Source organism: Streptomyces sp. NPDC039736 (assembly GCF_055596485.1).
Map to the genome: position 1 here is coordinate 47870 of NZ_JBVIUQ010000019.1, position 24947 is coordinate 72816.

Here is a 24947-nt window from a genome sequence, read left to right on the forward strand (position 1 = left end):
GCACTCGCGTCTGATCGTTCACCCGTCGCAGTGCTGATCCTGGTCTCGGTCTATGCGGCGCCCGTCGCCCCGCTACCGGCCGTTGTCAGCCGATGCCGCACCTCTGAGATCACGTCAGGCCGTCCCGGGTGCCCGCAGTATGCGGCGAACAGCGTTGCGGAGCCAGCGGTGGGCTCCGTCGGCTGTGTGGCGGGGGTGCCAGGCCATGCCGATGGCCAGGGGCGGCAGCGGCAGGGGTACGTCGAGGAGGCGCAGGCCGAGGGCGGTGGCGGTGTGGGTGAGTGGTGATTCGGGGTTGCCGGGGAGTGCGGCGGGGACGAGGCATACGACGTCGCTGCGGGCCGCGAGGACCATCGCCGCCAGGTGGCTGGGAAGGACGGCAGTGACGCGCCGGTGGAGGTTGCGTTCGGCCAGGGCGCTGTCGAGAGGGCCGCTGAACCGGCCTCGTCGGCTGACCACGACATGTTCGGCGGCAGCGAGCCGCGCCGGGTCCAGGGCTTCTTCGGCGAGGGGGTGCCCCGGGCGGACGGCCGCCACCATCCGAAGCGTGGCCAGTTCTTCGACCTGGGTCTCCGGGTCCACGTGGTCGATGGATCCGATCTCCAGATCGATCCGGCCGTCGCGGAGGGCCGGACCGGCCTCCAACTCCTCGGCCCGGAGTCGGAACGAGACGCCCGGCGCCTCCTGCCGGGCCAGGTGCAGCAGTCCAGGGGCCAGCGCCGCACCGACCAGGTCAGCGGTCTGGAGGGTGAAGGTGCTGCTCAGGGTGGTGGGGTCGGCGCCTTCGCCGGGGCTGAGCAGCGATTCCAGACGGCGCACCACTGCGGCGGTTTCGTCGCGCAGAGCCAGGGCTCGAGGGGTGGGAACCATGCTCTGTCCGGCCCGTACGAGGAGCGGGTCCTGGAGGGTGCGGCGCAGGCGGCCGAGGGTGCGGCTCATGGCGGCGGGGGAGGTATGCAGGCGAGCGGCGGCGCGGGTGACACTCTGCTCGGTCAGCAGGGCGTCCAGTGCGACGGCGAGGTTGGCGTCAAGGGCCGAATGTGGGCTGTTCACCAGCGTAATTCCATTTCAGGCAATACCTCTTTGCTGAAGTTCCCATTGTGGCATCACCGTGGCGGTCCCCAGGATGGGCGTACCGATCCGACACGGACTCTTGGAGTTTTCATGATCGTCATCACTGCCCCCACCGGGAACATCGGCCGCCACCTGCTCACCCGGCTTCTTGAGTCCGCTCCCGCCGCCGGTGAGGAACTGCGCGTGATCGTGCGTGACCCGGCACGGCTGCCGGACGCGGCACGCGGACGCGTCGAGGTGATCACCGGCTCGCACGGCGACGCCGAGGTGGTCGACAGGGCTTTCCAGGGCGCGGACGCCGTCTTCTGGCTCGTCCCCCCGGACGCCTCCCTGGCCCCGGAGGACGCCTGGTCCGGCTTCACCCGCCCCGCCGCGAAGGCGCTCGCCGCCCACGGGGTCGGCCACGTCGTCGGCGTTTCCGCGCTCGGCCGCGGCACTCCGCTCGCTGGCCGCGCCGGACTCGTCACCGCCTAATTGGCCATGGACGACCTTCTGGCCGGCAGCGGCGTCGCCTACCGGGCCCTGGCCAACCCGTCCTTCTTCGAGAACCTCCTGGAGGAGGCCGCCTCGATCCGCGAGCAGGGCGTCTTCACCGACACCGTCGATGCCGACCGCAAGGCGCCTCTGGTCGCCGTCGCCGACATCGCGGCCGTCGCCGCCAGCCTGCTGCTGGACCGCTCATGGACTGGCACCGGCAGCGTCCCGGTCCTCGGGCCGCAGGACCTGTCACCCAATGACCTGGCCCGCATCATGACCGAGCAGCTCGGCCGCCCCGTCCGCTATGAACGCCAGCCGCTCGACGAGCTATACGCCACCCTCGTCGGCTACGGCCTCAACGAGGCATTCGCACAGGGCGTGATCGACATGAAGCGGGCCAAGGACGAGGGCCTCGATGCCGGCGTCCCCCGCACCCCGGACACCGCCGGTCCCAGCGCCTTCGAGCACTGGTGCGCCCAAACCCTCAAGCCCGCCGTCCTCTCCTGAAAGCCACCAGTCTCTACGCCATCGCAATTGGCGCCCATGGCGTCAGCCGACCCACCACCTGGGAGACACCACCATGCCCGTTGAGGAAACCGAACCGCCGGTCACCGCGTTCATGCTCGTCAAGACCACGCCCGAGTGGCTCGCACTGACCGTCCCGGAGCGGATCGACGCCTTCACCACCCAGGTCCTTCCCACGATCGAGGCCAGGGCCACCGGCGTCCGGTCACGCTTCTACGACACCGAGTTCTACTCCGCGCGCGTCACCGACGTCTGGGTCTGGGAAGCGGACGACCACCACGCCTACCAGCTCCTTATCGACGCCCTCCGCGAAACCCCTTTCTGGGACCGCTACTTCGAGGTGGTCGACATCCTCGTCGGTACCGAGAACGGCTATGCCCGCAACTACCACGTCGACCCCGCTGCCACCATCAGCACCTGACTGCCAGCGGTTGCCACGCACCGGGCTCAGTTACCCGGTGTGCGTCGCAGGTCTCTCGGACATCGCACCGCCTGAGGACAAGATCGTGAGCCGGAATGGCGCGGCCCCTGAACGAGACGACCGGGAACGGCCCAGGTCCCTGCTACGGAATGGGACATTCCAAATGAGGACCTGCAGGTGCAACCTGTCGGCGGACTCGCTGATGCCTCGCATCGTCGCGGCCGGCACCCTTTACACCCTCCACTTCATGGAGGAGGTGTCCGCCCGGCTCGGGTGGGCGTGGGAGCCGCGCGAGGTGACGCCCGGCCGTCGGCCCGTAATGGACATCGCCGGGATCGACCGGCGGCTGATCGGCTGGCAGTCGACCTGCCGCCGGCAGATCGAGGACGCGCTGCCCGTCCTGACCGCCCGGTACGAGGAGAAGCAGGGGCACGCACCGGGGGAGCGGGCCTCCTACGCGCTGGCCTGTCAGGCCGCCGGCCAGACCCGCTCGCCGAAGCGCACGGAGCTGTTGTCGCTGACTGAGCTGCGGATGCGATGGCGGGCCTCGGTGATCCGGGCATTCGACGCCTGCACCGTCTACCGGCTCGCACAGCGGGCGCGGGCGGCGGCCGCGGCGGTATGGGCGCGGGTGCGGCCGGTCGTCGACACCGTGCTGGCGGCCGTCGACACCGTTGCCGTGGTGTACGTGATGCGCGGCGCGTTCAAGCGCCACCACCTGCTCGCCGAAGCACGCCGCCACCTCGCCTACGTACGACGCGGCCGCCCCCGTGAACCGGGTCTAGACGAACAGATCGTGCAGGTGGCCGTCGACGACTACACCCACCCCGTCGGCCGGGGCCTCACCATGACCGCAGACCACCACGCCTTGTACCCGCACGACACCGACGACCAGGCCGTGCTGCGCCCGCTGACCCGCAACCGGATGCTTCCCCCTTACGTGCGAGCCCGGCTCGCCGCCGGAGCCTTCTCCGTCCGGGTTCACGCGGTGCGCCTCTCAGAGCGTCTGGGCTCCCGCACCCGCCCACACACCGTCGCCGTGCCCGGCGCCTCGAGGTCCGCCCGCGGCGCTCGCGTACGAACCGGGAGACTGGCCGCACCGCCGGGCATCGTGGTCACCGCCCCTGTCGCCCATCCCCATCTCCAGCCAGAACTGGACCTCTTTGCCCGTCGTGGCGAACTCGAAGTTACTTATGGCTCACGTCCCTTCGGAGTTCTGCAGAACGGCTGCGGTGCGGGCGGCAGCCAGCCATTGGGGGAATTCACCCAGTAGCTGGTCGTAGAGGGCCATGTCGGAGTGCGCGCGCGGGTCGCGTCCTGCATGGAAGAATCCTGCGTTGTCGACCACGCGCTTGGTAGGGACTGCGAGGTCATCCAGTTTGTGCAGGAAGGCGAACTCGTTGTCGTCCGGGTCGCCGAACGCGACGAACTGCCAAAACAGCGGGAGCTTTGCTGCCTTGCAGAGGTAACGTTCGGCCGCGAGCTTGCTGGTGGGGCCGCCGTCAGTCTGGAAGATGACCAGTGCCGGGACGCGGCTGCCCGATGCCTGGTAGTGGTCGATGACCTCGTCCATCGCCCAGTGGTAGTTCGTGCGCCCCATGTGCCCCAGGTTCTGATGGAGCTTCTCGATCCGGCCCTCGTACCGCTCCAGGCTCACCTCACTGATGCCATCGACATCGGTCGAGAAGAACACCACCGGGACGACCCCGTCGTCGTCTAGGTGCGCGGACAGCCCGAGAACCTGTTCAGCGAGGTGTTGCACCGTTCCGTCCCGGTAGTACGGGCGCATCGAACCCGACCGGTCCAAGACCAGATACACCGCCGCCCGTACACCCTCCAGACCACGCTTCTGCAGGCTCACGGCCGCACTCTTGTACAGACTCACCAGCCCCGGAGCAGCAGCCTCCACCTTGGTCAGACTGATCGCCGAAGCAGACATCGACCCCATCACCTTTCCCCACGTCCGCAGATGCCCTGTTGAACTCATGCCAGGCCCAGTTTTGGGGAGGGTGTCGGTGTCCACACGCACATCTCACCTGGCAGCCCTTTGGCCCGCCGAGTAGAACTCGGCGGATGAGCCGAAGCCCGATAGCTGTCCCTGCCGAAGACCATCCAGTCGCCTAGTAACTGTGTCGAAATGTCGGCCAAAGAGGACCCTCTCGCAGCAAGCGCAGGAATTCCTCCCGAATCGCCTCCCATTCGGAAACTGGTCGCCAAGCTCCCAACGCCACGCGGCGGCCATCGCGATAACGAGCTCCCGACACTCGTCCAGAAGCCCTCGGTTGGACCAGGGTGGCCAGCAGCCGGTCGACGAACATCAACCGGTGCTTCACCTCGGCCCCCACGGCTTGCTTCCACGGTCGTGAGACAAGCCTGGCCTGATGGCTGGCATGTCACAACGTGCCGATTTTGACGACGAGTTCACCGATCACATCGGCCGCCAGACCTCAGACCGGTGATCCCACGGTTGTTGACGATCGCTGCACCAGCCATGTTCCCCACCACCCCTCCATGGTGCGACATGAACAACCTCGACCTCTCACCGCTTACCGTGCACGAGCTCATTAGGCCAGCCATCGCAGGCCTTTGCTGGGGGTGTTCTGGCAGGTGAGGCGTATTCCTGCTGACGAAGTCACTTTTGCTCCTTTGAGGTTGCACTTGCGTCCGGGTTCGTTGCAGCTTCCCTTTTTGTGGCCTGGCACGTCCGCGCAGTTCAACGTGTCGTGTGCCTCTTTGCCTTCGGGTGACAGGTTGTCGTAGTTGCTGCCGTCATGACGGCCCGGTGAATCCACGGGAGTGGAGGCGGCAGTCGCCTCTTTCCTGGGGGCGTTGCCCGCTGGTCTCGTGGCTTGCGGACGGGCAGGGGTGTTGCCCGCTGCGCTTGCGCTGGGGTCTCTGGCGGAGTTTTCAGCGTTGTCGTCCGTCCGGGGAGATCGGGTGGGATCCGGGGCCGGGGCTGTGGTGGTTGCGGTGGCCGTTGTGGTGACGGTGATGGTGGGGAGGGGAGCGTTTGCCGTGGTCTCTTCGGCACTGCACGCGGCGGTGCTCAGTATGAGTGTGGTGAGCAGAACAAGGGCGGGGCTGGTCTTGCGGAGTTTCACGGGGCTCCTTCGATTGTCAGGTGGTGCTTGTCGTTTGGGGTGAAGCTCCGCACTTTGGCGGCAGGGCAGGTGATGTGGGGTGAGTCCGCAGGTCTTTTCCGGGAGTGGTGGGAACAGTTGCGCAGGATCAACGCAGGAGGTGTGCTCGTGCAGCTGGCTCGTTTTCTGGCGGTGTGGGGATGAGGTGGGTGAGGAACTGGTGGGTAGTGGGGTCGGTGGAGTGGATGCGGGTGTGGTGGGTGCCGCGGGTGAGCAGGACGCGGTAGGTGTTGAGGGCGTAGCGGAGGTATTCCTGCGGGGGCAGGTTGCGGAGTGCGTCGTCGTGGCTTTTTTCGGGGTGGGCGGTCCAGTGGCCGTTTTCCCAGGTGAGGTCGGGGCCGATGATGGTGCCAGCGTGGTGGTATTCGAGGCCTTGGGCGGTGTAGATGCAGCCGATCTGCTGGTGGCCGCCGGTGTGGGTGGCCCAGAGCTGGCTGTGGGGGGCGAGGGGGTTTCCGTCGGGGTCGGTGAGGGCGGTCGCGGCGTTCCAGGCGGCTTTCCAGGTGCGGGTGGGGCCGCCTGGTGTGGGGGAGGGGGCGTCGATGGTGACGTCGAGGGGCAGGGTGGTGGCACCCGTGGGGCGGGTGCGGGTCCATTTCCAGCAGAATCCGGCCGCGGTGCGGGCGGTGTGCCCGGCACGGGTGGCCTGTTCGGTCCATTCCTGGAGCTGGAAGGGATCGGCGACGAGACCGAGGTCATAGCCGGCCTGCCCGGTCCAGGGGACGGGCGTGCCGTAGAGGAGGGCGTCGACCCAGGCGGTGTAGGCGGCTGAGCCGCTGCACCGGAAGGAACCAGTCAGCTCGAGATGGTGGTAGGTGCGGCCGGCCTGGTGTGCGGCATCACGGATCTCGGCGACGGTGGTCCCTTCGTCGGGGCGGATGATCTGCCGCTCGTCGAGGAAGATGACGGCCAGCGGAACCTTTTCCACGACCGCGCCCAGATCGGCCGGTATCCCCAACGAGCCGCCCCTCTTGACGCGTTGGGCCTCATCGATGACCAGGGCGCCGGCGTGCTGGGCAGTGCTGCGCAGCGCGCCGGACGTAGGGAAGAGTTCACGGCCGGCGAGGTGGTCTGCGATGGCGTCCAGGAGATGAGCGCGCAGCGTGCCCGAGGGGGTGATGAAACGCGGCTTCGTGGCGGGGTGGGCCCGCATGAGGTAGCCGAGCAGACGGACGGCGAGGGCGCTCTTGCCGCTGCCGGGACCGCCGCTCACCGTGATGACGGCGCCCGTGCCGCGGGGGTGGCCGCTGTCGTGGTCCGGGTCGAGGGCGGGCAGGTGGTGGTCTGCGGCGGCCCGGATTCTGTTGAAGGCGTCCTGCTGGTCGCCGACCAGAGCGAAGGTGCGGCTGCCCTCCAGGGCCGCACCGACGTGGTCCAGGAGCCGGGAGGAGGGCTGCCACCGGATGTGCTCGAACTCCTCCACCAGCTCAGCGCGGGGTGCCTGCAGGTCTGCGCAGCGCAGCAGGTCGGCCAGCGGTCCGGCAGCCCGGGACAGGTCGTCGGCACTCAGCACCGGGATGTCACCGTCCTGCCCGGTGCCGGCCTGCAGCGCGGCGCTTTGCTCCGCGGTGGCATTGTGCAGCACCACCACCGCTCGCACGTCCAAGTCCGGGGCGCTCTCGGGTCGCCAGTGCAGAAAGAAGCTCCGGTAGGCGGCGACCTGGTGGATTGGGTGCGTGGTCACCACACGGTCGCTGCGCATGACCCGCCGCGCGTCCAGCACACGGCAGCCCTGCCACTGCTTCAGCTCGACCACCACCATGGCGAGCACACCTTCCGCCGTGGCCCCGACGAGCAGCGCATCCAGCCGCCTCCCACCGCCCGGCGTTCCGTACTCCAGGTACACCTGCAGGTCGCCGAGCCCGGCGCGCAGCAGGGCGGCGAACAGCGGCGGCCAGCTGTTACGCCAGCTGCGCATCTCCGCCTCGCCGGGCTCGCCGAACCCGGCCGCCCGGTACCGCGCCGCACACCGGCCGAAGAACTCCGGCGCGCCCACCTGGGAGGCGATGTCCCGCACGCGCCCGGCTGCCGCGCACGCCACCAGGGTGCCCGGAATCTGGGAAGAGGGCGCGCCGGTTTGGGGTGCGGGTGGTGTGGTGGGCGAGCTGGTCACGTGGATCCCCCTGTGTCCGTGGTGTCGCCGTCCGGCGGAGCCTGGCCCCAGACCTGACGGGGCTGGGACCCTCCCGACCTGCGCCTGCGTTCTGTGGCCGCGCGTGTCAAAGGAGCTGTCAAGAAGCTGAGTTGTCACCTCGCCGACGGCCTGCAGTGCACACGCTACCAAATCTATCGAGCCCTCGATAAGGATATGCTTATGATGCCCTCATGAAGAATTCGTCGTTCGTGATGGTCCACGTCGGCCAGAGCACCGAGTCCCAGCGCAACCTCGAGCACGGCATCGAGACGCTCTCCTGGGGCTTCCCCGAGAAGAAACCCGAGTACGACGGTGCCCACCCCCAGTTCGCTGTCCTGGCCACCGGCGCCTCACCCCGCGTCCAGCTCCCCGACTGGCTGGAGAAGACCGCCACCCTCTATCTCTTCCAGGTGCGGGGAGGCTTCTACGAGGGCAAGTCCTGGCACTGGCCCGACGAGGAAGCCGAACAGCGCCTGAAGTACCCCCAGCGCTTCGGCATCGAGCCCCTCGCCAAGCTCGAGAACGTGCCCCTGGGGTCGGGCGGGCCGCTCACTGAAGCAGGCAGCGACGCGATCCGCCGCTCGGGAACCGACCGGGGCATGGGCAAGCTCATCCAGATGCCCGCCCAGTCCCTCCTGGACCTCGCCGGCATCCCCTACCCCCCCGACGCACCCGAGGACGTGCCCCTGGACCGGTCGCCGGGCTTCACCGCCGAACAGGTCGAGGGCAAGAAGAAGCCCCAGCGGCGCCGCCGCGGTGCCGGCTACATCTCCGACCCCAAGAAGCGCAAGACCATCGAGGAGTACGCCGAGGCGATCGCAACCGCCCACTACGAGAAGGAAGGCTGGACGGTCACCAAGCTCGGCAAGCCCTACGACCTGCGCTGCCTGCGCGGCACGGAAGAACTCCACGTCGAGGTCAAGGGCACCACCGGCGCCGCCACCAGCGTCGAGCTCACCATCAACGAGGTCCTACACGCCCGCGACGCGGACAACACGGTCGATCTCTACGTCGTCAGCGACATCAAGGTCGACACCCGCACCGACCCCTACACCCCCAGCGAAGGCACCGTCTCGCACTACCCCGACTGGGAACCCGCCGAAGAAGACCTCAGACCTCGCAAATACGAATACCGACTCCCTGAGGTGGAGAGCCGCGCCGCCGCCAAGGACCACTTGGTGCAGGCCTAGTGGCGGTGCTCAACTCCGAGTTCGCGGTGCAGATGCAGACTGCGAACTCTTTCCTCGACGTCGGCGAATTCTGGGGCGCCGTGATGATCGGGTACACCCTGGGCAGTTGTCCTTACCCGCATCGGCTCGACCGGGACGGTGACGGCATCGGCTGCGACAGCGGATAAGGACTGAACCACGGCGTCCGCGCAGAGGTGAGGGCCGGGTCCCGTCGTGTCCGGGGTCCGGCCCTCACCGATGTGCGTTACAGCCCCGCGCTCGTCCTCAGGAGGGATGCTGCGGTGCCGGCTTTCCTATGGGTCAGCGGTGGTTCCAGGACTTGGTGTCGATGCGGTGTCCGCGGTGGTCCTTGAGGATCGCGGTGTCCTTCTTGTTGTTCCAGACGTAGTTGCGGCGGTCCTGGTAGAGGTCGGTGCGGGAGTCGCGGCCGATGCCGGTGTGGATGCGGACGGTGGAGCGGCCCGCGAGGCGTACGTGGTGGAAGGTGAAGCGGTGGCCGGCCTTGTCGGTGAGGGTCCACCGGTCCAGGTTGACGGGCTTGCGGCCGGTGTTGCGGACCTCGACCCACTCGGCGTTGAGGGAGCGGTTGGAGCGGTCGTCGCGGCCGGGGCTGTCGTACTGGATGCGTCCGAGCTCGACCGCGGACTTGGCCGGCGGGTTGTGCGGGCCGCGGTCGGCGGCCACCGCGGCGGGTGCGGCGAGGACGGCGGCCAGGGCGCCTGCGGACAGGGACGCGGCGATCACAGCGCGGGCGGTGCGGGAAGAAGACAAGGTGATCCCCCAGAACAGAAGCACACCACCCCGGTTCGGAGGCGGTAGTGCGGTGCGGATGCCGGCGGTGGTCCTGCCGACGCCCACACTCTGAAGCCCTCCGCCTGCCCGCCGACAGGGGTGCCGGGCGGTGTTACCGAGCAAGGACATTCCCGTCACACTCAAGTGCACCCTTCAACTACCGGCGCGCACCCCGCACCGGGGATGCGTGCTATGTGCACCGGCCCGCTGACCACCGGCAACATGTCCCACCTTGCACGCTGTCCGCCACCCGCGCGCCACCCCGGCGCGCACCTCCGCACACCAGCAATCCACGTAACAGACACAGAACCCACCATTTGGCACACCCATAGGCATTCCGCACGAAAGTACGAACCGAGGAACAGTGGCAGAGCCCGTTCCGGCGGATCAGGAACCCGGAGCTCTAGGCGTGCTTCGCGCCCAGGCGGCCACCTTTTCCCGGCATGACGCGGCGTGCTGACCAGCTGTCACCCGCCAGCACCCGTATGGTGCCCTGCGGATGTGAGTGGGGGCCGGCCGCCCGTATGGTCGTGAGCGCACGTTCCTGACAGGACGAAGCACCCTGGTGGCCCCGTGTTCCCTCGCACGTACGCGGGGCCACTTCACCTTTCCGGGCGGCGCGGTGGGCGGAGCGGCCCGGTGGAAGAGTCTCGAAGGTCGGCACGGTGGGTTCCTTCGGGCAGCACGACGAAGCCCCCGACGGATGCCGGGGGCTGCTGCAGGCAGTACTCGTTGGTGGTGCGTCTTGCTTGGCGTGTGGTGATGTTCGGTGGCGCTTGCTGGTGTCGTTCGGGTCGTGGTGTTACTTCTGTTTACTGGTGAGGGTGGGGGCGGGCCCGTAGAGGCCCGGGTTTTCCCAGACGAGTTGGGCGCGTGGGGGCCAGCGCATGGATTGGGGGGAGTCCTGTGGTGTCGCCTGGCCGGGGATGCGGTAGGCCTGCCAGTCGAGATGGCATCCGGAGAGCAGCAGGCGCCCGTCGGGGGTGTTGGTGTGGGTGAGGGCCTGTTTCCTGAGGTGTACTGTCTCGCCCTTGCGGAGAGCGCCTTCGGCCAGGACAGGGCCATGCACCCCGAGCCGCAGCTGCCACCGCACATCCATGTTCCTGGGCACTTTGCCGCGCAGCCGAAGGTTCCCGCCGAAGGCGGAGGTGAGATAGCAGGGCGGTCCCCCGCTCCCTTTCACGCCGGCACCCTTCCAGGGCACTACCAGATGCACAGACCCACCGGAGTGTGTCGTCGGGTACTCCAGCGCCTCCACCCGGATACCCCCTTCCTCCGACATGAGGAGGGGGCCGACCTTCCATCCCGGGACAGCCCTCTTCGCAGGCACCAGCGCAGTGGGCATGCTGCGCAGGGCCATCCACAGCAGGCCAAGACAACCAAGCAGGAACGCGACGGGCAGCAGATGCGCCCACGGCCCTTGGATCACTCTCACCGACTCATCGACGACTCTCTGCTGGACCAACAAGTCCCACAGCGAGACCAGGAGCAGTACCGAGACGGATATGACCAGGCGAGGTTCACTACCGGCACGCGGGACAGCCTGGAGAACAGGCGCTCGCCGTACCCCTGACACGCGCCGCCCGGCCTTCCGCCCGGGCCCCGGGATGACGGCCCCGGTGCCGCCACCGGCACTTCGCACCGCAGGGTCGTTGAAGGCACTGACCTGCGTTGCCGCTCCGGGAACGGGCTCCACACCTGATGGCCCCGGCTCGCCGCGCAACCGTTCCACCTGGGCGCGCAGCACGGCTACCTCCCGCCGCAGCAGCCGTACCTCCTCCTGTCGCAGCGTCAGCTCACCTTCGATCTGCCGGGCGTAGACCTGCGCATGCGACAGCTGCTCGCCCTGGGAGGCAACGATGGCCCGTTCCGCGTCCCGTTCTTCCTCGGCGCCCGTCTTCTCCACGAGAGCCCGGCCGAGCTCGCGTTCCAGCCCGGCCAACTGACCGGTGACCTCGTCGAGCCGCTCGGCCGTCACCCGGCCCACTGCCTCGCTGCGAGCGCAGGCGTCCGCGGCCCGCCTCGCCTCCTCCATCCAGTACAACGCCCGCGTGTCCGGGCGCAGGCTGCTCCGCTGCGCCGCCCGCCGCAGCCCGGCCAGCTCTTCCAGGACCTCCGGAGCAACGTCCACCCCTTGGTCCGCCAGGAAGGCCACCGCGGCCTGGACGAACTCCGCCGGCGCGATCCGCTCCCCGGACAGATACCGCGACACCGTCGACGGCACCACATGCGTCGCCTTGGCGAGTGCATTCTGCGAAGTGCGCTCCACACCGGGCCGCAGCACCCCGCCCAACGCTGCCGCGTATGCCGCAGCACGCGCCTCGGCCTCATGCTTGGCCGCTGCCTGTCCCTCACGCCCACCGGATTCGCTCATGCTGCTCCCACTCCTGCGGGCCCGCCCTCCACCTTCACGAGCGGGACGTACGGCAGTGCTGCGATTGTCACGCACCGGGCGGGGCGAGGGGGAGTGGACGACGGGATCGCCATCCGTTGCCATTCCCGCGGGAACGCACTCTCAAGGCATGTTCCCTCTGCTGCAAGATCGCCCGGCCCCTCACGCTCGGTCTCATCCCCACACACCAGGTGCGGGGAGGGGAAGAAGCAGGGGAAGCCGATGACGAACGGTCAGAACATGGCGCCGAGCATCGTGTCGGGAGTGAGCGGTCTCGCGCAGGCTTTGGTCGGCGCACCTGCGTGGTGCGTGATGGCCTGCCTCGCGCTGAGTCTGGCGCTGGGCGCCCTGCAGGTGGTGTTCCCGCAGAACTCCACCGACCGTCTGGGCTGGTGGACCAACCGCCGTGCTTATCTCCGTCACCGCCGGTTCCTGCGAATTGCTCGTCGACGCCGACAACTTCCCCCTGTCTGATCGCTGCAGGCGGAAAGAGCGTCGGACTGCCGAGCAGGGCCGGGGACCTCAGCTTTTGCTCCGGTATCCGGCCCGGGGGCCACCCTCTCTACCGGGTACGGCACGGGAGGGTGGCATCAGTTGTAGAGGCCGGTGGTGTCGGGTCAGGTGGTGTCGGCGTGCGGGGCTTCGGCCGCCATCACGGCGGTGCCCCTGTTGGGTTCGGGTGTACCCGCGGTGACGGGCGGGCCGGCTTGGATCAGTTGCTCGACGGCGGCGGGCAGACGGGTGGTGCGGCTGGTGCGGAAGGCGGCGTAGAGCTGGATGAGGCCGGCGGTGACGACGATCAGGGAAGCGGCGGGCACACCGGCGGCGATCAGGACGGCGCCGAAGACGAGGACGGCGATAAACGCGATCACGCTGTGTCGGTTCGGGCGTACGGGCCGGGGGCGGCGGCGAAAGCGGCGGTGGTCAGTGCGCCGAGGGCGGCGAGGGCCGTGGTGTGGGCGGTGGCGGTGGTGCGCCGGGCGAGGGCTGTGTACGGGGCGCGGCCGAGGGTCTGTTGCCTGGCTTGAAGGTGCCGAGCCCGCCAACCTGACGCCGAAGCCCGCCGCAACCTCGCCCTGGTCCTGCGCGGCCGCCGCCGCGAGCCAGGCCTGGACGAGGAGATCGTGGCCGCCGCCCTTTCTACGAACTGCCTGGACATCACCGAGCCGAAGACCACGATCGGCCTGCTGGCGGACTACCGCCTCTACACCGCCCGGTGGTCCCTGGCCGACTTCCCTGCCCGGCGCCGACCTCCGACCGCCGCGCCCGACCCGGACCGGCACCCCCCCCGGGCGAGCCGACGGCGTCCCGCCCGCCGGGCCAGGACGTGGGGGAGCGGGAGATCCCCCGCATCCCGCTCCAGTACGAGCGCGCCATGCTTGCCGGTGCGGTGGTGCGGGAGAAGCCGCGCACCACCACTGCCGCCACCGTCATGCGGGGCCGGGCGTACGACATCGTCGCCCACCAGCAGGCGGCGATGCCCGAACTGCTGCTCGCGCCCGAGCCGACCGATTTCGAGCACGACGACCCCGAGCCGGAGGCCGGATCCCGGGAAGCGATCGACATGACGGCGCTGCGGGCCCTGCGGAAGTCCCGCACGGACCTGGAAGTCCTCGATCTCACCGCCGACAGGCTGCGCCGCATCCGGGAGGCGGCCACCAAGACGGTCAACGACTCCCGCGCCCGCACGGACCGCCTCACCGCGCCAGCCGACGCCGACGCGGTGCGCCCGGACGGCCAGCAGGTGCACCGCCCACAACAACCTGGACCGCACCGCGGCCGGGAGGCCGGCCACTGAGTGGACCCGATGGCGCACACCCGGCGCGGTGGAGCCCACCGCTGGAGAGTGGACGACACCGTGAGCGGCACCCACCCCACCGAGTGGAAGAGGACGACATCAACGGGCGTGGGACCGCGCATCCACCCGTTGCGTTTTACCTTGACTTCGGCTCAGGTCAAGGAGAAACGCAACGGTTCCATCCGGCTCACCGCACCGCTTCCACCCGGTGCGCACCACTCCCACGCGCCTACCGCACCGGTGCGCGCACCCCCACACCGAGTGGAGGCGCACCGCACCGGATCGGTGCGCCTCCACCGCACCGGTGCGCGTCGGGCGTGGCTACGGGCGCGCGTTCATGGACGGCACGGCGCGGGCCCCGTTCCCATGGGAGCCCGTCTGACGCTGTGCGGGGACTGCGACCGGCGGCAGGAGATCGACTGGGAGGAAGCCTGGCCTGGCGATCCGATCCGATCCGCCCGGACCAGGAACAGGAGCAGATTGTGTCCGAGCAGAAGACCGCCGGCTGGTTCTCACGCCTGCGCCGCTGAGCTGGGCAAGCCTCTGGCGGGCGGGGTCAAGCCCAAGGCCGCCCTGGGCAAGCCCTGCACCATCGGCGGCGGGCAGGCGTGATGGGTACACGTACCGGGCCAGACTGTCGGTGGTGCCTGCAAGGCTGAACGGATGAACCGTGATGATGAGCAACTGCTGCGCGGCCGGGTCTACGGCAGCGACCACGACTGCCCGGGGCCGCTACCGCACCGTGACTACGCCGAACTGGTCGGCGGCCCGCTCGATGGGCTGCTGCTCGACATCACCGGCTGGACCGCGGACGAGGTCAGTGAGGGTGCCGCGCTGATGACCGAGTTCGGGCAGTTCGGCGTCGGCGGTCGCGCCCTGTACGACCCTCGGCCCGGTGGGCGGAACCGCTGGGACTGGTCAGGCGATTCTCCCTGATGCCGGGGCCGTGCGCAGCATGTGCGCCCAGCCCTGGCGCCCGCTGCCGTGTGGCGTCTTACCGAGCCGTTCGGCGGTGCGTGAGCGCCTAATGGGGTGCGTGCTCCTCGTCTACTGTGCTGATTCCGTGGAGTTACCGGGGCCGGGTCGCTGGTGTGGCGTATGTGGGTCGTGCCTGCGGGGATCGTGCGCCCGGGGCCAACGATCCAGTCAGAGGCAGCTTCTCAGTCCCCTCACCGGCACTGAGCCTTCTCGAACACCAGGTGGTGGCGGCTGTGGAGGGTGTCGGGGTGGTCGGGGCCGAGTGTGCGTTCGCGGGCGGTGAGGTTTTCGCGGTGGAGGTCGGCGGCCTGCTGGTGGTGGCCCAGTTTGCTGAGGTTGTAGGCCAGGTGGTGGCGGCTGTGGAGGGTGTCGGGGTGGTCGGGGCCGAGTGTGCGTTCGCGGGCGGTGAGGTTTTCGCGGTGGAGGTCGGCGGCCTGCTGGTGGTGGCCCAGTTTGCTGAGGTTGTAGGCCAGGTGGTGGCGGCTGTTAAGGGTGTCGGGGTCGTCGGGGCCGAGTACGCGCCCACGGGCGGCGAAGTTGGCGCGGTGGAGGTCGGCGGCCTGCTGGTAGTAGACCAGTTTGCTGAGGTTGCAGGCCAGGTTGTGGCGGCTGTGGAGGGTGTGGGGGTGGTCGGGGCCGAGTGTGCGTTCGCGGGTGGTGAGGTTTTGGCGGTCGAGGTTGGCGGCCTGCTGGTGGTGGCCTAGGTCGCTGAGGTCGTAGGCCAGGTTGTGGCGGCTGTGGAGGGTGTGGGGGTGGTCGGGGCCGAGTGTGCGTTCGCGGGCGGTGAGGGTTTCGCGGTGGAGGTCGGCGGCCTGCTGATAGTGGCCCAGTTTGCTGAGGTCGTAGGCCAGGTTGTGGCGGCTGTGGAGGGTGTCGGGGTGGTCGGGGCCGAGTACGCGTTCGCGGGCAGCGAGAGTTTCGCGGTGGAGGTCGGCGGCCTGCTGGTGGTGGCCTAGGTCGCTGAGGTTGCAGGCCAGGTTGTGGCGGCTGTGGAGGGTGTCGGGGTGGTCGGGGCCGAGTACGCGTTCGCGGGCAGCGAGAGTTTCGCGGTCGAGGTCGGCGGCCTGCTGGTAATGGCCCAGCTTGCCGAGGTTGTAGGCCAGGTTGTGGCGGCTGTTGAGGGTGTGGGGGTGGTCGGGGCCGAGTACGCGCTCACGGGCGGTGAGGATTTCGCGGTAAAGGTCGGCGCCCTGCTGGTGGTGGCCCAGCCTGCTGAGGTTGCGGGCCAGTTTGTGGCGGCTGTCGAGGGTATCGGGGTGGTCGGTTCCTCGAATTCGAACGAGCTCTGGCAGGAGCTCTTGGTACAGCCGGACGGCTTCTGCAGGATCGCCCGTTTCGTTGGCAGCGTCAGCGGCATTCCGCAGGGTTTGGAGGGCGTTGGGCAGCGGGGCATCGGGTGTGCCCGTCGCGCCGGGACTGCCCGGAGGACGGGGCGCGGACGCGTCGACGGTGGGCTGACCGTGAAGGCCGGCCTCGGCTGGCGGGGGTGTGGTGCGGTGGGTAGGGGTGTAGACGGGAGCGACGGGGTGGGTGATGCGGTGGACGCGCTCGCGTACCTCCGCTGCGGTGGTGGGACGTTCTTCCGGGTTCTTGGCGAGGAGGTCAAGGATTATGGCGTCGAGGGCGGCAGGCAGTTCAGGGCGCAGACTGCTGGGCCGGGGCGGGGTTTCGTAGGTGTGCTGGTGCATGAGCGCCCACATGTCGCCGCTGAACGGCCTTCGTCCGGTGCACAGCTCCATCAGCACGCAGCCGAGCGCGTAGAGATCGGTTCGGACGTCGGCCATGCCCTTGAAACGCTCGGGGGCCATGTAGGCGGGAGTACCAATCACCGAGTTTTTCGTGGTGAACGTGCCCGGGTGCTCCAGTGCTTTGGCGATCCCGAAGTCGACGACCTTCACCGAGCCGTTTGCCTGGATCATGATGTTGTCGGGCTTGATGTCCCGGTGGATCACGCCGGCGGTATGGGCGGCATCGAGGGCGTCGCATATCTGCCCGACCCAGCCGAGCACCCGCGGCAACGGCGGTGCCTCCGGGCCCATGACCGTGCTCAGGGGCTCTCCGTTGAGGAGTTCCATGACCAGATAGACCACCGGGCGCCCGTCGTGCACGGTGTCGCCGAAGTCGTACACCGTCACGATGTGCGGATGCTGGAGATTCCCGGCCGTCTGCGCTTCCCGCGCGAAGCGCTCCCGGGCCCGCTCCGGCCGTTCTGGCCCGGCAAGCAGCACCTTCACCGCGACATGACGCCTCACCCGCACGTCGAAGGCCTGCCACACCACACCGAAGGCACCCCGCCCCAGCTCCCTGACCAGACGGTAACGCCCGTCGAGCACCTCACCCTGCTCCACGCAGCAACCCCCTTCACCGCCCCCCAGGGCCCCACCATCCGATGACACCTATTCGGCCTATACCCCTGCCAAGGTCATGACCTTCTCACGATTAGACCGCCGGGAAAACGGATTCCTGCAAGGGGAGTCGAGGGCGGGTGGCCGCTTGGCGGAGGCCATTTCCTAGCGGAGCCCCTACCGTGCCCGTCATGGCGGTCCGAGGTCCTTGGCCCAAAGGCGCAGCGGCTCCAGCAGCAGAACTCGGTGTTCTACACCACCGCCCCGCCGCAGGATGCGGGCGTGCGGGCGGCCGCACGGTAGAAACCCAACCGGCCCGGCAGCGCGGCTGAGCGGAGAGTGGTCAGCCGCGGCGGTGCTCTTGCTCGGCGAGGAGTTCCTTGTGCACGTACCGTGCCGCCCTCGCGCACTCCAATCACTCTCCCTGCCTTGAGTCCCCGATCGCCCCTCAGGCAGCGCCTGCAGCCGTTCAACGCCAGTGGTGAGCTCGCCCGGGAGGAGCGTCGTGGTCAGGCCGTGCGGCGGCGGGGTGTCCCAGAGTGCAGGAGGCGACCCAATCCGAGGCCGGCGCACCGGGCGCACCTGCGGGAGAGTGTCCGCTGCTCGGCAGGGCCTCGCTCTCGCCTGCCTTCCTGAGCACAACGCTCATAATTTCTGTGTCTCCGGTCGCCCGGTGTGGCACGAAGTACGGCGTGGATACCGCAATGGCGGCGTGCTCCGGTGGGGACTTGTGAGGTGTGTCCGGCAACCGTTTGGCAATGTGATCTGTCCATGGAGTTATGACATCGCCCCCTGTTCCGGACTGGCCGCACTGCGGCCACGCCGTCACCGCGCAGGATCCAGTTGGCTGCCGAGGAATCCTTGTCCCGGGTCACACCTCATGCTTCGCGCACCTCACCGGCTCAGGGCGTGACGCCTATCTGACAAGCCTGTTCCCTGGTGCCGACATCGACCACAGTGGCGTCACTTTCACCAGCGAGTTGCTGAACAGCCTCCTCGATGCCTTGCGCGAACCCGGCACCAGCAGGCCCTGCTTTGGCAGCGGCATTTTCTCCTCGGCGACCTTTGAAGGCGACGCCGAGTTCGGGGAGGCGACTTTCCGGGCAGACGCAGGGTTCGGGGAGGCGACCTTCAAGGGCGACGCGGCGTTCGAAGTGGCCGCGTTCGAAGGCGGCGCCTGGTTCCATGGGGCGGTCTTCCATGGCGACGCCTGGTTCGCGCGGGCGACCTTCGCTGTTCATGGCTGGTTCGGGCGGGCGACTTTCAAGGGGGAGGCCCACTTCACGGCGGCAATGTTCGAGGGTGATGCCGGGTTCTTGGAGACGGTTTTCGAGCGCGACGCCGGGTTCAGGCGTGTGACCTTCAAGAATCACGCCGGGTTCGGGGAGGCAACCTTCCTGGGTAACGCTTGGTTCGAGGGGGCGGCTGTCGGGGAAGACGCCTGGTTCAGTGAGGCGGTCTTCGAGCGGGCAGCGACGGTCGGTCCCTTGGTGTGTGCCGGGCAGGTGGACTTGTCCGGAGCGCAGTTCGGTGGCCCTGTGACGCTTTTCCTCGCCGCCGGCAGCGTGCAGTGCGAACGGACCCGGTGGATATCGACGGCGGAACTGCGGCTGCGTTACGCCACCGTCGATCTTTCCCGCGCGGTCTTCGAATACCCTCTCGCGATCGCGGCGGAGGCGGCCCCCTTCGCCCTTCCCAGCGGACACTCAGGCACTGAATGGCTGCTGTGGGGCGCGGACGGGGATGCGGTACGACTGGCCTCATTACGAGGGGTCAACGCCGCCCACCTGACACTTTTTGACGTCGACCTGTCGCCATGCCTGTTCAGCGGGACTGTCCACCTTGACCAGCTGCGACTGGAAGGCACTTGCCGCTTCCGCACAGCCCCGCCCCGCACGCACAGGCTTCTCCCGGCCCGCTTCACACCACGGCGCACCCTCGCCGAAGAACACCATTGGCGCGCCAGCCAGCCAGGTGCAGCCCCGGGCTGGGACAGAGCCCAGGCGGGCGCGCGAAGGGTAGGGCCGGCACAGCTGGCACCGGTGTACCGGGCGCTGCGCAAGGCACTCGAAGACAGCAAGAACGAGCCTGGAGCGGCGGATTTCTACTACGGCGAGATGGAGATGCGCCGCCGTGACCGGACCGGCACTACCTTGACCGAGCGCGGCCTGCTGCGCGGCTACTGGCTGCTGTCCGGGTACGGGCTGCGTGCCTCCCGCGCCCTGGGGTGGCTCGCTGCCGCCCTGCTCGTCACCATCGTCTTGCTAATGGGGCTGGGCATCCCTCAGGAGTCCGCGAAGCAGCAGGCGGTCGGCGACGTACCGAGGGGCGGTGGCGCGATAACCTTCGAGATCGAAAAAGCCGACCCCTTGAACCCCAGCAAGGACAGGTTCACCGGCGAGCGCTTCGAAAAGGCCCTGAGCGTCACTCTCAACTCTGTCGTATTCCGCTCTTCCGGCCAGGACCTAACCACCACCGGTACCTACATCGAGATGGTGTCCCGCGTGACCGAACCCATCCTTCTGGGCCTGGCCATCTTGGCTGTCCGCAGTCGCGTCAAACGCTGATCCGGCCGCCTCAAAACCGCGGAGGCGGCCGACCTCCTCACGGCGATCCGGGCCCGGGGCTCGGAGGAGGCCGCGAAGGTCGAAGCAGCGGGGAAGCGGGAGTTGGCGGAAGCAGCCGAGGACGAGAGGAACACCGCTGCCTGGGCTGCGGAGAAGCAGCGGCTGCGTACCGAGGAGGAGCAGTACGCGGCGGAGCAGGCGGAAGTGACGGCCCGCGCCGCGAAGGCCTGGGAGGAGGCCGCCCGTGCCGAGCTGGCGGCTGCCGAGGCGGAGGACGCGGCGAAGCTCGGCATCCACGAGCGGGCCGAACGCAAGGTTGCCCGCGCGCTCCCCGCCGCCGGATTCACCGTCGGCACCGGCCTGGACGGGTCCAAGGACCTGATCTCGCTGGAGGGCGTCGGCGAGCTGGGCAGCGTCGACATCACCTTCGACGGCCGCCTCTCCGCAGCCCGAAACTAATCCCCAACTACCCCAGTTACACCACTCGTTTGACAGTCCCCACGACGCCAGCTCTCCAGCGCACGGTGTTGCTATCAGCGTGTAGTCACCTACGGTATGTATCCGATCGACCCGTCGTCCTGAAGGCCGGTCCGCACTTGCGGCCTTTTAGGACTCACCGGAGTGGGGGCGAGCAACGCCGCTATCGCGGCCACGAAATGGGGCTCGATGGCACGGAGGTCGTTGCGGGGGTTGTACCACTCACATGTAACGAGGATGTCGTCCCGGATACCCCTTCGCCACGCACGAGGGAACGGCCCCTTATGGATATTCACGTCGCCGGGATGGTTGGTCTCGTAGACGATACCGGCGTCGGTAACGGCCCACGAGCCCCTGAAAGACCGGGAGTAGTCCCAGGGGGCCCCCACGATGCACATCTCATCGGTACGGGTCCACGAAGTTTCTTTGGCGCCATCGTATGAGTAGATGACGTCGTATCGGCGGAGAGCAGGCACGCCATGCTTGAGTGCGAGGCCGAAGAATTCTCTGGCCCGTTCGTGGAGGAGCGCACCTTCCCGTTGCGACGTGTGCTGTTCCTTAGCATGGCGAGCGGCTGTGGCCTCAGCGGCTCGCTGCTCATGACGTGCACGAGCCGCTGCGGCATCTTCCAGACTGGACATCCAACCCCCAGGCGCTCGTTGTCTAGCTTCAGTAGAGCAGACAGATGAGCTGCTCCGGCAGGGGTTGCCAACACCTTAAGATCATTAATGCAACGGTGTTGACCCGCAGGTTGATGAACACCGCCAATTGCGCCGGGTCGCGCGGCGTGCGAGAACTTCAGCAGCTTCCGCGCGGGCGCCGACGGCCTGCCGGCCGGACCCGTTCTCTGCGCTCCAGCCCTCTTGGCCCTGCGCGCTCTCCTGGACGGGCTTGTAGGAGCTGGGAGCCTGTTGCTGCGCCAAAACTAGGTCACCTCCGGACCGGATCGGCGTTCTACGGGCCGTACGGCCCCGCATGGGGTCGCGGTGGCGGGGTACGTTCGGTCACCGTCGGGGGCGCTGCTGCTCCCGCCACGAGGGGGAGCCGATGCAGCCGCAGCCCGACGACCGCCCGCCGAACGGGCTGTGGATCCACCCGCCGCGGGCGGTGCGCCCGCACGTCGGCTGGTGCGACCACGGCCCGTGCGCCTGGGGCGATTTCCTCGCGATTGACGCGCTTGCCGACCCGCGCTGCTGCGGCGGGCATCACCCGGAGGCCGTCCCCGTCGCCGCCTAGAAGACGCGTTCACATTCTTCATCACATGTCCCCTGCCAATGATTTTGAGGGCCCCACGCGCGCGCATGACGCGCGCGTGCGTAGGGCGCTCAATCCGGTGGGGGACAGGGGACACAGTTTTGACGCCAGGGGACCGCCCCAGGCTGGGGTGGGGCCGGGGTCGACGCGGTTACCGGTTACCGGGCGCCCACGGATGCCACCCTCCCCGAGCAGGCACGATGCGCTCCTGCGGGACCTGTAACCGGTAACCGGTAACCGGCGAGCTGGTCGCCGCGAGCGCGGCCCGGCGCCCGGCTTCGCCGCGGTGCCGCCTTGAGACGGCTGGGCGGGCCGTATCCGTCGCCGTGCTGCAAGACCCCTTCCCAGGGAAGTAGTCGGCGCGTCTGGGGCACTTTGGGACACCCCTTGTCCAGCAGGTCACCGCGTGGTTCTCCCGTCCGGCGCCAGCAGTTCCCGATGCGACCCGGGTCGCGACCCGGAGTTCCTGGAGGCCGGTTCTGTCCTGCCGGGCCCTCGCGCGCGTTTGGCGTGCACCCGGGCACGTGCACAAACGTGCACGTGAGAGAGCCGCCGCAGGGACCGGCGGACCGACAACCCGAAGTTGCCACCCTGCGGGCCGACAACCCGAAGTTGTCGTCACCGGGCCCTGCCCGGGGTCACCCGGTGGCGGGGCCGGCCCCGAGGGTGCGGCGCCTGTTCGTGGGGCGTGCCGCCGCTGACGCGGCGGCCGGGGCGGCAGAGATGCGTTCGGCGGCGAGCGGAGCCCGCGGTGCGCTGTCTGCCCGGAGAGATGCATCGGTGGTGCGGGTCGGTCCTGTGCCCAGCGGGCGGCGCGCGGTCATGCCGCCATCATCACCGCCCCCGGCGGCCAGGGGCTGCGGCTCCTCACGGTGTGAGGAGTTTCTGCCTGCGGTGACGTGGCCGGCCTCGGGCACGCGTCAGACACGGACCTGGCGTGAGCTGGTTCTGACGTGTCAGAACCAGCTCTGGCCTGGCACGGGGTACGCCCGTCGGCGTGGGCTGACATGTCAGCGGGAGCGTCAGGCCAGGGCGGGGACAGCCCGACGGTACTGCCCCCAAGGGCACGCCCTCTGGGCGCCGGGCCTGACCCGCACACCCATGCCGGCACGGACTGCCCGGCACCCTACCCGCGCATTCGGCCCACTAGGTCCTCTCTGAAGGTCACCGACTCCCTTCCCCAGGACAGAGGGCGCCGGGACTACCGCTGATTCCGCAAGGCCCGCCTACCTGCGTGACGAAGGACACACCACCAGGCGAGGGGCTCCGGCCCGCTGGCCCACATCTGCCCAGGTCAGGCCGCCGCTTGCGGGGCTAGCCCCCGGCTCCCTGACACTCCGTCCAGTTCCTCAGAAACGCCCCGGACCGCCCCGCGGTGGTCGCGGGGCGCTGCTGTCCCGACATCACCCACGCCCCCAAGGAGCGGGAGCACACCAGCCTCCCGTCGTCCAGCGCTCGCGAATTCCCGTCCGGGGCCGCTCACAAGGCGCCCGGGGCGGGGCCTCGGCGGATTTTCGCGAGAACTCGAACACAGCCCCGGGTCCGCCGACTGTGGGCCCCGCACCACCGCCCGGTACGCCCGTACCGGACGCACCTCGAACCGAAGGAAGTCCTGATGCTCACCACGATGCTGCTCGTCCTGGTCCTCGTTGTCGTCGCGCTGATGCTCGCCGGAGGCCTCGGCTACCTCGTCTACCGCCGCCCCGCGCTGAACGCCCCGGTGCTCGTCGCGGTCACCGTGCTCCTGGGCGCGTTCGCCGTGCTCGGAGTGTTCGTCCCGCTGGCGCAGTACGCGTCTGCCGCCGGCCGTTGACGCGGTGCTCACGGCGTCCGCACCGTGCCGCCTCGGGGACGGCACGGAACGGACGCCGCAGCGGCCTGGAACACGGTTCCCGGGTTCCAGGCCGGTTCCGGCACTGGGCGGCCGGTCGGGCGGCGTGGGCAAGCCTCCCCGGACCGTGGGCAAGCCTGCTCTGGCCCGTGGGCAAGCCTGCTCTGGCCCGCGCCCGCCGGACGGCCCGGGAGGGTTGCACCGGAGGGAGGCTGGAGGGTCGGTTGCAGAGGTGCACTAGGGGGCGCACCGAAGGTGTGACCGGCGGTGGGACCCCCGGGTTTTCGGATCATGGCGTTTGTGCAGGTGAGGCCCCCTGGGCAAGCCCCCCTGCCGCGACGACACCTCTTTGTACGCGCAGCCGGACGAAGAGGTTGTGTCCCTGGATGGGGCGGCGGGGCGGTGGATCGTTGGTCACCTCATGACGACGTTCCCTCCCCCGCCCTCCCCCGTCGCCGGGCCGGTGCCCGCTCTCGCCGACACGGCCGCCGACGCGGCGTGCGTGCTCGGCGACGCGGTCACCGATCACGGATGGCCCGCCGACCGGGCCGGGGCCCTCGACACGCTCGACGGCCTCGACGCCCTCCTCGGCGCGCTCGCCCTCCTCGACGCCGACGCCGCCCGCCTCCTGGCCCCGGCGGCCATCGCTGCCGCGCGTCTGCGCCACCACCTCGACCCGGCCACGGGCCCGGCCCCCGGTGTCGGCGGGGGCCGCCAGGAGCACGCGCCTGGTCCCGGGCCCGCGCCTGCCGTCCCGGCCGCTCGGTCCTCTTTCGGGGCGGCCGGGACGCGCCGGAAGCGGCGCGGTCTCGGCCCCGGGTACCGGGGTCTGTCGTCGGCAGGGGGAGGCTCCTGTTGGTCAGACGCTGAATAGGAGCGTGAATCGGTCCCGCGTTCTGTGGTGAATGCGGGACCGATTTGCATTCCGTGGGAGGGGGGTTCGTCCGGTGGTCTGAATTCGTTCCAGCGGGACGGGCGTTCGGGTTCCTGAATTCGAGCCTGCGGCGTCCGGAATTCCCGCCCGCTCCCTGACGCACCATCAGTTCAGAGAGCCCCGGGGGCCGTGAGGTGGCGTCCGGGACGGAGATGCCCTCCCGTGGGGGCATCTGTCCAGCTCAGACGCGGCGAACGGAGATCCGGGAGCAGGCGTCAGCGGTCAGGGTCAGCCGGAGGGGTGGGGCTGCATGGTTCCAGACTCTATCCCACCCACCTAAATGAAGCAGGGGATGGCCCGGCATCACCCCCGCACAGCCAAGCCGACCCCGGCCGGCCTCCCCGCTGCCGCTGCTCGGGCCGCAGGCCCGCGGGTGGGCCGCGCGGAGCGTGGCGCACCCGGGCACGCGGAGCGTGCCAGCGGCTCGGAGCGCAGCGGAGGCCGCCCCAGGCCCGCAGCGCGGGCCGCCCGCCCTGCGGGTGGCGGTGCGCCCGCAGGGCGTACCGCTGGCGGGGAGCGGAGCGAGCCGCTTCCGCTCACGCGGAGCGGGAGCGGCCGGGGGGCGCAGCCCCCCGGCTCGTGGCTACGGGCGCAGCCCGGAGGGACCCGCTCCGCGGG

The 24947-nt window shown here is 69.3% G+C and carries 19 protein-coding genes and 1 pseudogene; 13 read left to right on the top strand and 7 right to left on the bottom strand.

The window, feature by feature from the left end:
- Positions 1-114: 114 nt before the first annotated feature.
- Positions 115-1062 (bottom strand): LysR family transcriptional regulator, encoded by a 948-nt coding sequence (locus tag ACZ56L_RS34895; RefSeq protein WP_471069168.1) that lies wholly within the window; start codon positions 1060-1062, stop codon positions 115-117.
- 102 nt (positions 1063-1164) lie between these two features.
- Between ACZ56L_RS34895 and ACZ56L_RS34900 the strand changes: the two are divergent.
- The 3 genes and pseudogenes from ACZ56L_RS34900 to ACZ56L_RS34910 all read left to right on the top strand — a co-directional run bounded on the left by ACZ56L_RS34900 (position 1165) and on the right by ACZ56L_RS34910 (position 3770).
- A pseudogene (locus ACZ56L_RS34900) lies at positions 1165-2058 on the top strand (NAD(P)H-binding protein).
- 73 nt (positions 2059-2131) lie between these two features.
- Positions 2132-2497, top strand: a complete 366-nt coding sequence (locus ACZ56L_RS34905) for a darcynin family protein (protein ID WP_471069136.1) — start codon at positions 2132-2134, stop codon at positions 2495-2497.
- Between the two features lie 163 nt (positions 2498-2660).
- The gene (locus ACZ56L_RS34910; protein WP_471069138.1) at positions 2661-3770 is read left to right on the top strand and encodes a relaxase domain-containing protein; all 1110 of its coding nucleotides are present in this window, start codon (positions 2661-2663) and stop codon (positions 3768-3770) included.
- Here the strand turns inward: ACZ56L_RS34910 and ACZ56L_RS34915 are convergent.
- Positions 3696-4445 carry a vWA domain-containing protein gene (locus ACZ56L_RS34915; protein WP_471069170.1) on the bottom strand — a complete coding sequence of 250 codons (750 nt, stop codon included), beginning with the start codon at positions 4443-4445 and terminating at the stop codon, positions 3696-3698. The two genes, ACZ56L_RS34910 and ACZ56L_RS34915, sit on opposite strands and share 75 nt — an antisense overlap.
- Before the next feature lie 1280 nt (positions 4446-5725).
- Positions 5726-7750, bottom strand: coding sequence for a DNA/RNA helicase domain-containing protein (locus ACZ56L_RS34920; protein ID WP_471069140.1), 2025 nt, complete (start codon positions 7748-7750; stop codon positions 5726-5728).
- Positions 7751-7962: 212 nt separating this feature from the next.
- Here ACZ56L_RS34920 and ACZ56L_RS34925 point away from each other — a divergent pair, with 212 nt between their 5' ends.
- Positions 7963-8961: a protein NO VEIN domain-containing protein gene (locus ACZ56L_RS34925; RefSeq protein WP_471069142.1), complete on the top strand. Its 999-nt coding sequence runs from the start codon at positions 7963-7965 to the stop codon at positions 8959-8961.
- Entirely contained in the window at positions 8961-9128 is a 168-nt protein-coding gene (locus ACZ56L_RS34930) for an excalibur calcium-binding domain-containing protein (protein WP_471069144.1), read from the top strand. The genes ACZ56L_RS34925 and ACZ56L_RS34930 overlap by 1 nt, the downstream gene beginning before the upstream one ends.
- A 133-nt stretch (positions 9129-9261) precedes the next feature.
- Here the strand turns inward: ACZ56L_RS34930 and ACZ56L_RS34935 are convergent, their stop codons facing one another.
- Together ACZ56L_RS34935 and ACZ56L_RS34940 are read right to left on the bottom strand one after the other, a co-directional pair.
- Positions 9262-9738, bottom strand: a complete 477-nt coding sequence (locus tag ACZ56L_RS34935; protein WP_471069172.1) for a lamin tail domain-containing protein — start codon at positions 9736-9738, stop codon at positions 9262-9264.
- Between the two features lie 817 nt (positions 9739-10555).
- Positions 10556-12127: a hypothetical protein gene (locus ACZ56L_RS34940; RefSeq protein ID WP_471069146.1), complete on the bottom strand. Its 1572-nt coding sequence runs from the start codon at positions 12125-12127 to the stop codon at positions 10556-10558.
- A 240-nt stretch (positions 12128-12367) separates the two neighbouring features.
- On the opposite strand from ACZ56L_RS34940, the gene ACZ56L_RS34945 reads away from it, so the two are divergent.
- Positions 12368-12619 (top strand): hypothetical protein, encoded by a 252-nt coding sequence (locus ACZ56L_RS34945; protein ID WP_471069148.1) that lies wholly within the window; start codon positions 12368-12370, stop codon positions 12617-12619.
- 143 nt (positions 12620-12762) lie between these two features.
- Here ACZ56L_RS34945 and ACZ56L_RS34950 read toward each other — a convergent pair whose 3' ends face one another.
- Positions 12763-13017: a hypothetical protein gene (locus ACZ56L_RS34950; protein WP_471069150.1), complete on the bottom strand. Its 255-nt coding sequence runs from the start codon at positions 13015-13017 to the stop codon at positions 12763-12765.
- Between the two features lie 455 nt (positions 13018-13472).
- Here ACZ56L_RS34950 and ACZ56L_RS34955 point away from each other — a divergent pair, with 455 nt between their 5' ends.
- Together ACZ56L_RS34955 and ACZ56L_RS34960 are read left to right on the top strand one after the other, a co-directional pair.
- Entirely contained in the window at positions 13473-13943 is a 471-nt protein-coding gene (locus ACZ56L_RS34955; RefSeq protein ID WP_471069152.1) for a hypothetical protein, read from the top strand.
- 663 nt (positions 13944-14606) lie between these two features.
- Positions 14607-14879 (top strand): hypothetical protein, encoded by a 273-nt coding sequence (locus ACZ56L_RS34960; protein WP_471069154.1) that lies wholly within the window; start codon positions 14607-14609, stop codon positions 14877-14879.
- Positions 14880-15112: 233 nt separating this feature from the next.
- On the opposite strand, the gene ACZ56L_RS34965 is transcribed toward ACZ56L_RS34960, so the two are convergent.
- The gene (locus tag ACZ56L_RS34965; RefSeq protein ID WP_471069156.1) at positions 15113-17269 is read right to left on the bottom strand and encodes a serine/threonine-protein kinase; all 2157 of its coding nucleotides are present in this window, start codon (positions 17267-17269) and stop codon (positions 15113-15115) included.
- A 776-nt stretch (positions 17270-18045) separates the two neighbouring features.
- Between ACZ56L_RS34965 and ACZ56L_RS34970 the strand changes: the two genes are divergently transcribed.
- The 5 genes from ACZ56L_RS34970 to ACZ56L_RS34990 all read left to right on the top strand — a co-directional run bounded on the left by ACZ56L_RS34970 (position 18046) and on the right by ACZ56L_RS34990 (position 24269).
- The gene (locus ACZ56L_RS34970; protein WP_471069158.1) at positions 18046-19833 is read left to right on the top strand and encodes a pentapeptide repeat-containing protein; all 1788 of its coding nucleotides are present in this window, start codon (positions 18046-18048) and stop codon (positions 19831-19833) included.
- A gap of 102 nt (positions 19834-19935) precedes the next feature.
- Positions 19936-20292 (top strand): hypothetical protein, encoded by a 357-nt coding sequence (locus tag ACZ56L_RS34975; RefSeq protein WP_471069160.1) that lies wholly within the window; start codon positions 19936-19938, stop codon positions 20290-20292.
- 1065 nt (positions 20293-21357) lie between these two features.
- Entirely contained in the window at positions 21358-21546 is a 189-nt protein-coding gene (locus ACZ56L_RS34980) for a hypothetical protein (RefSeq protein ID WP_471069162.1), read from the top strand.
- A 1633-nt stretch (positions 21547-23179) separates the two neighbouring features.
- Positions 23180-23377 carry a hypothetical protein gene (locus tag ACZ56L_RS34985; RefSeq protein ID WP_471069164.1) on the top strand — a complete coding sequence of 66 codons (198 nt, stop codon included), beginning with the start codon at positions 23180-23182 and terminating at the stop codon, positions 23375-23377.
- 439 nt (positions 23378-23816) lie between these two features.
- Entirely contained in the window at positions 23817-24269 is a 453-nt protein-coding gene (locus tag ACZ56L_RS34990; protein WP_471069166.1) for a hypothetical protein, read from the top strand.
- Positions 24270-24947: the final 678 nt, after the last annotated feature.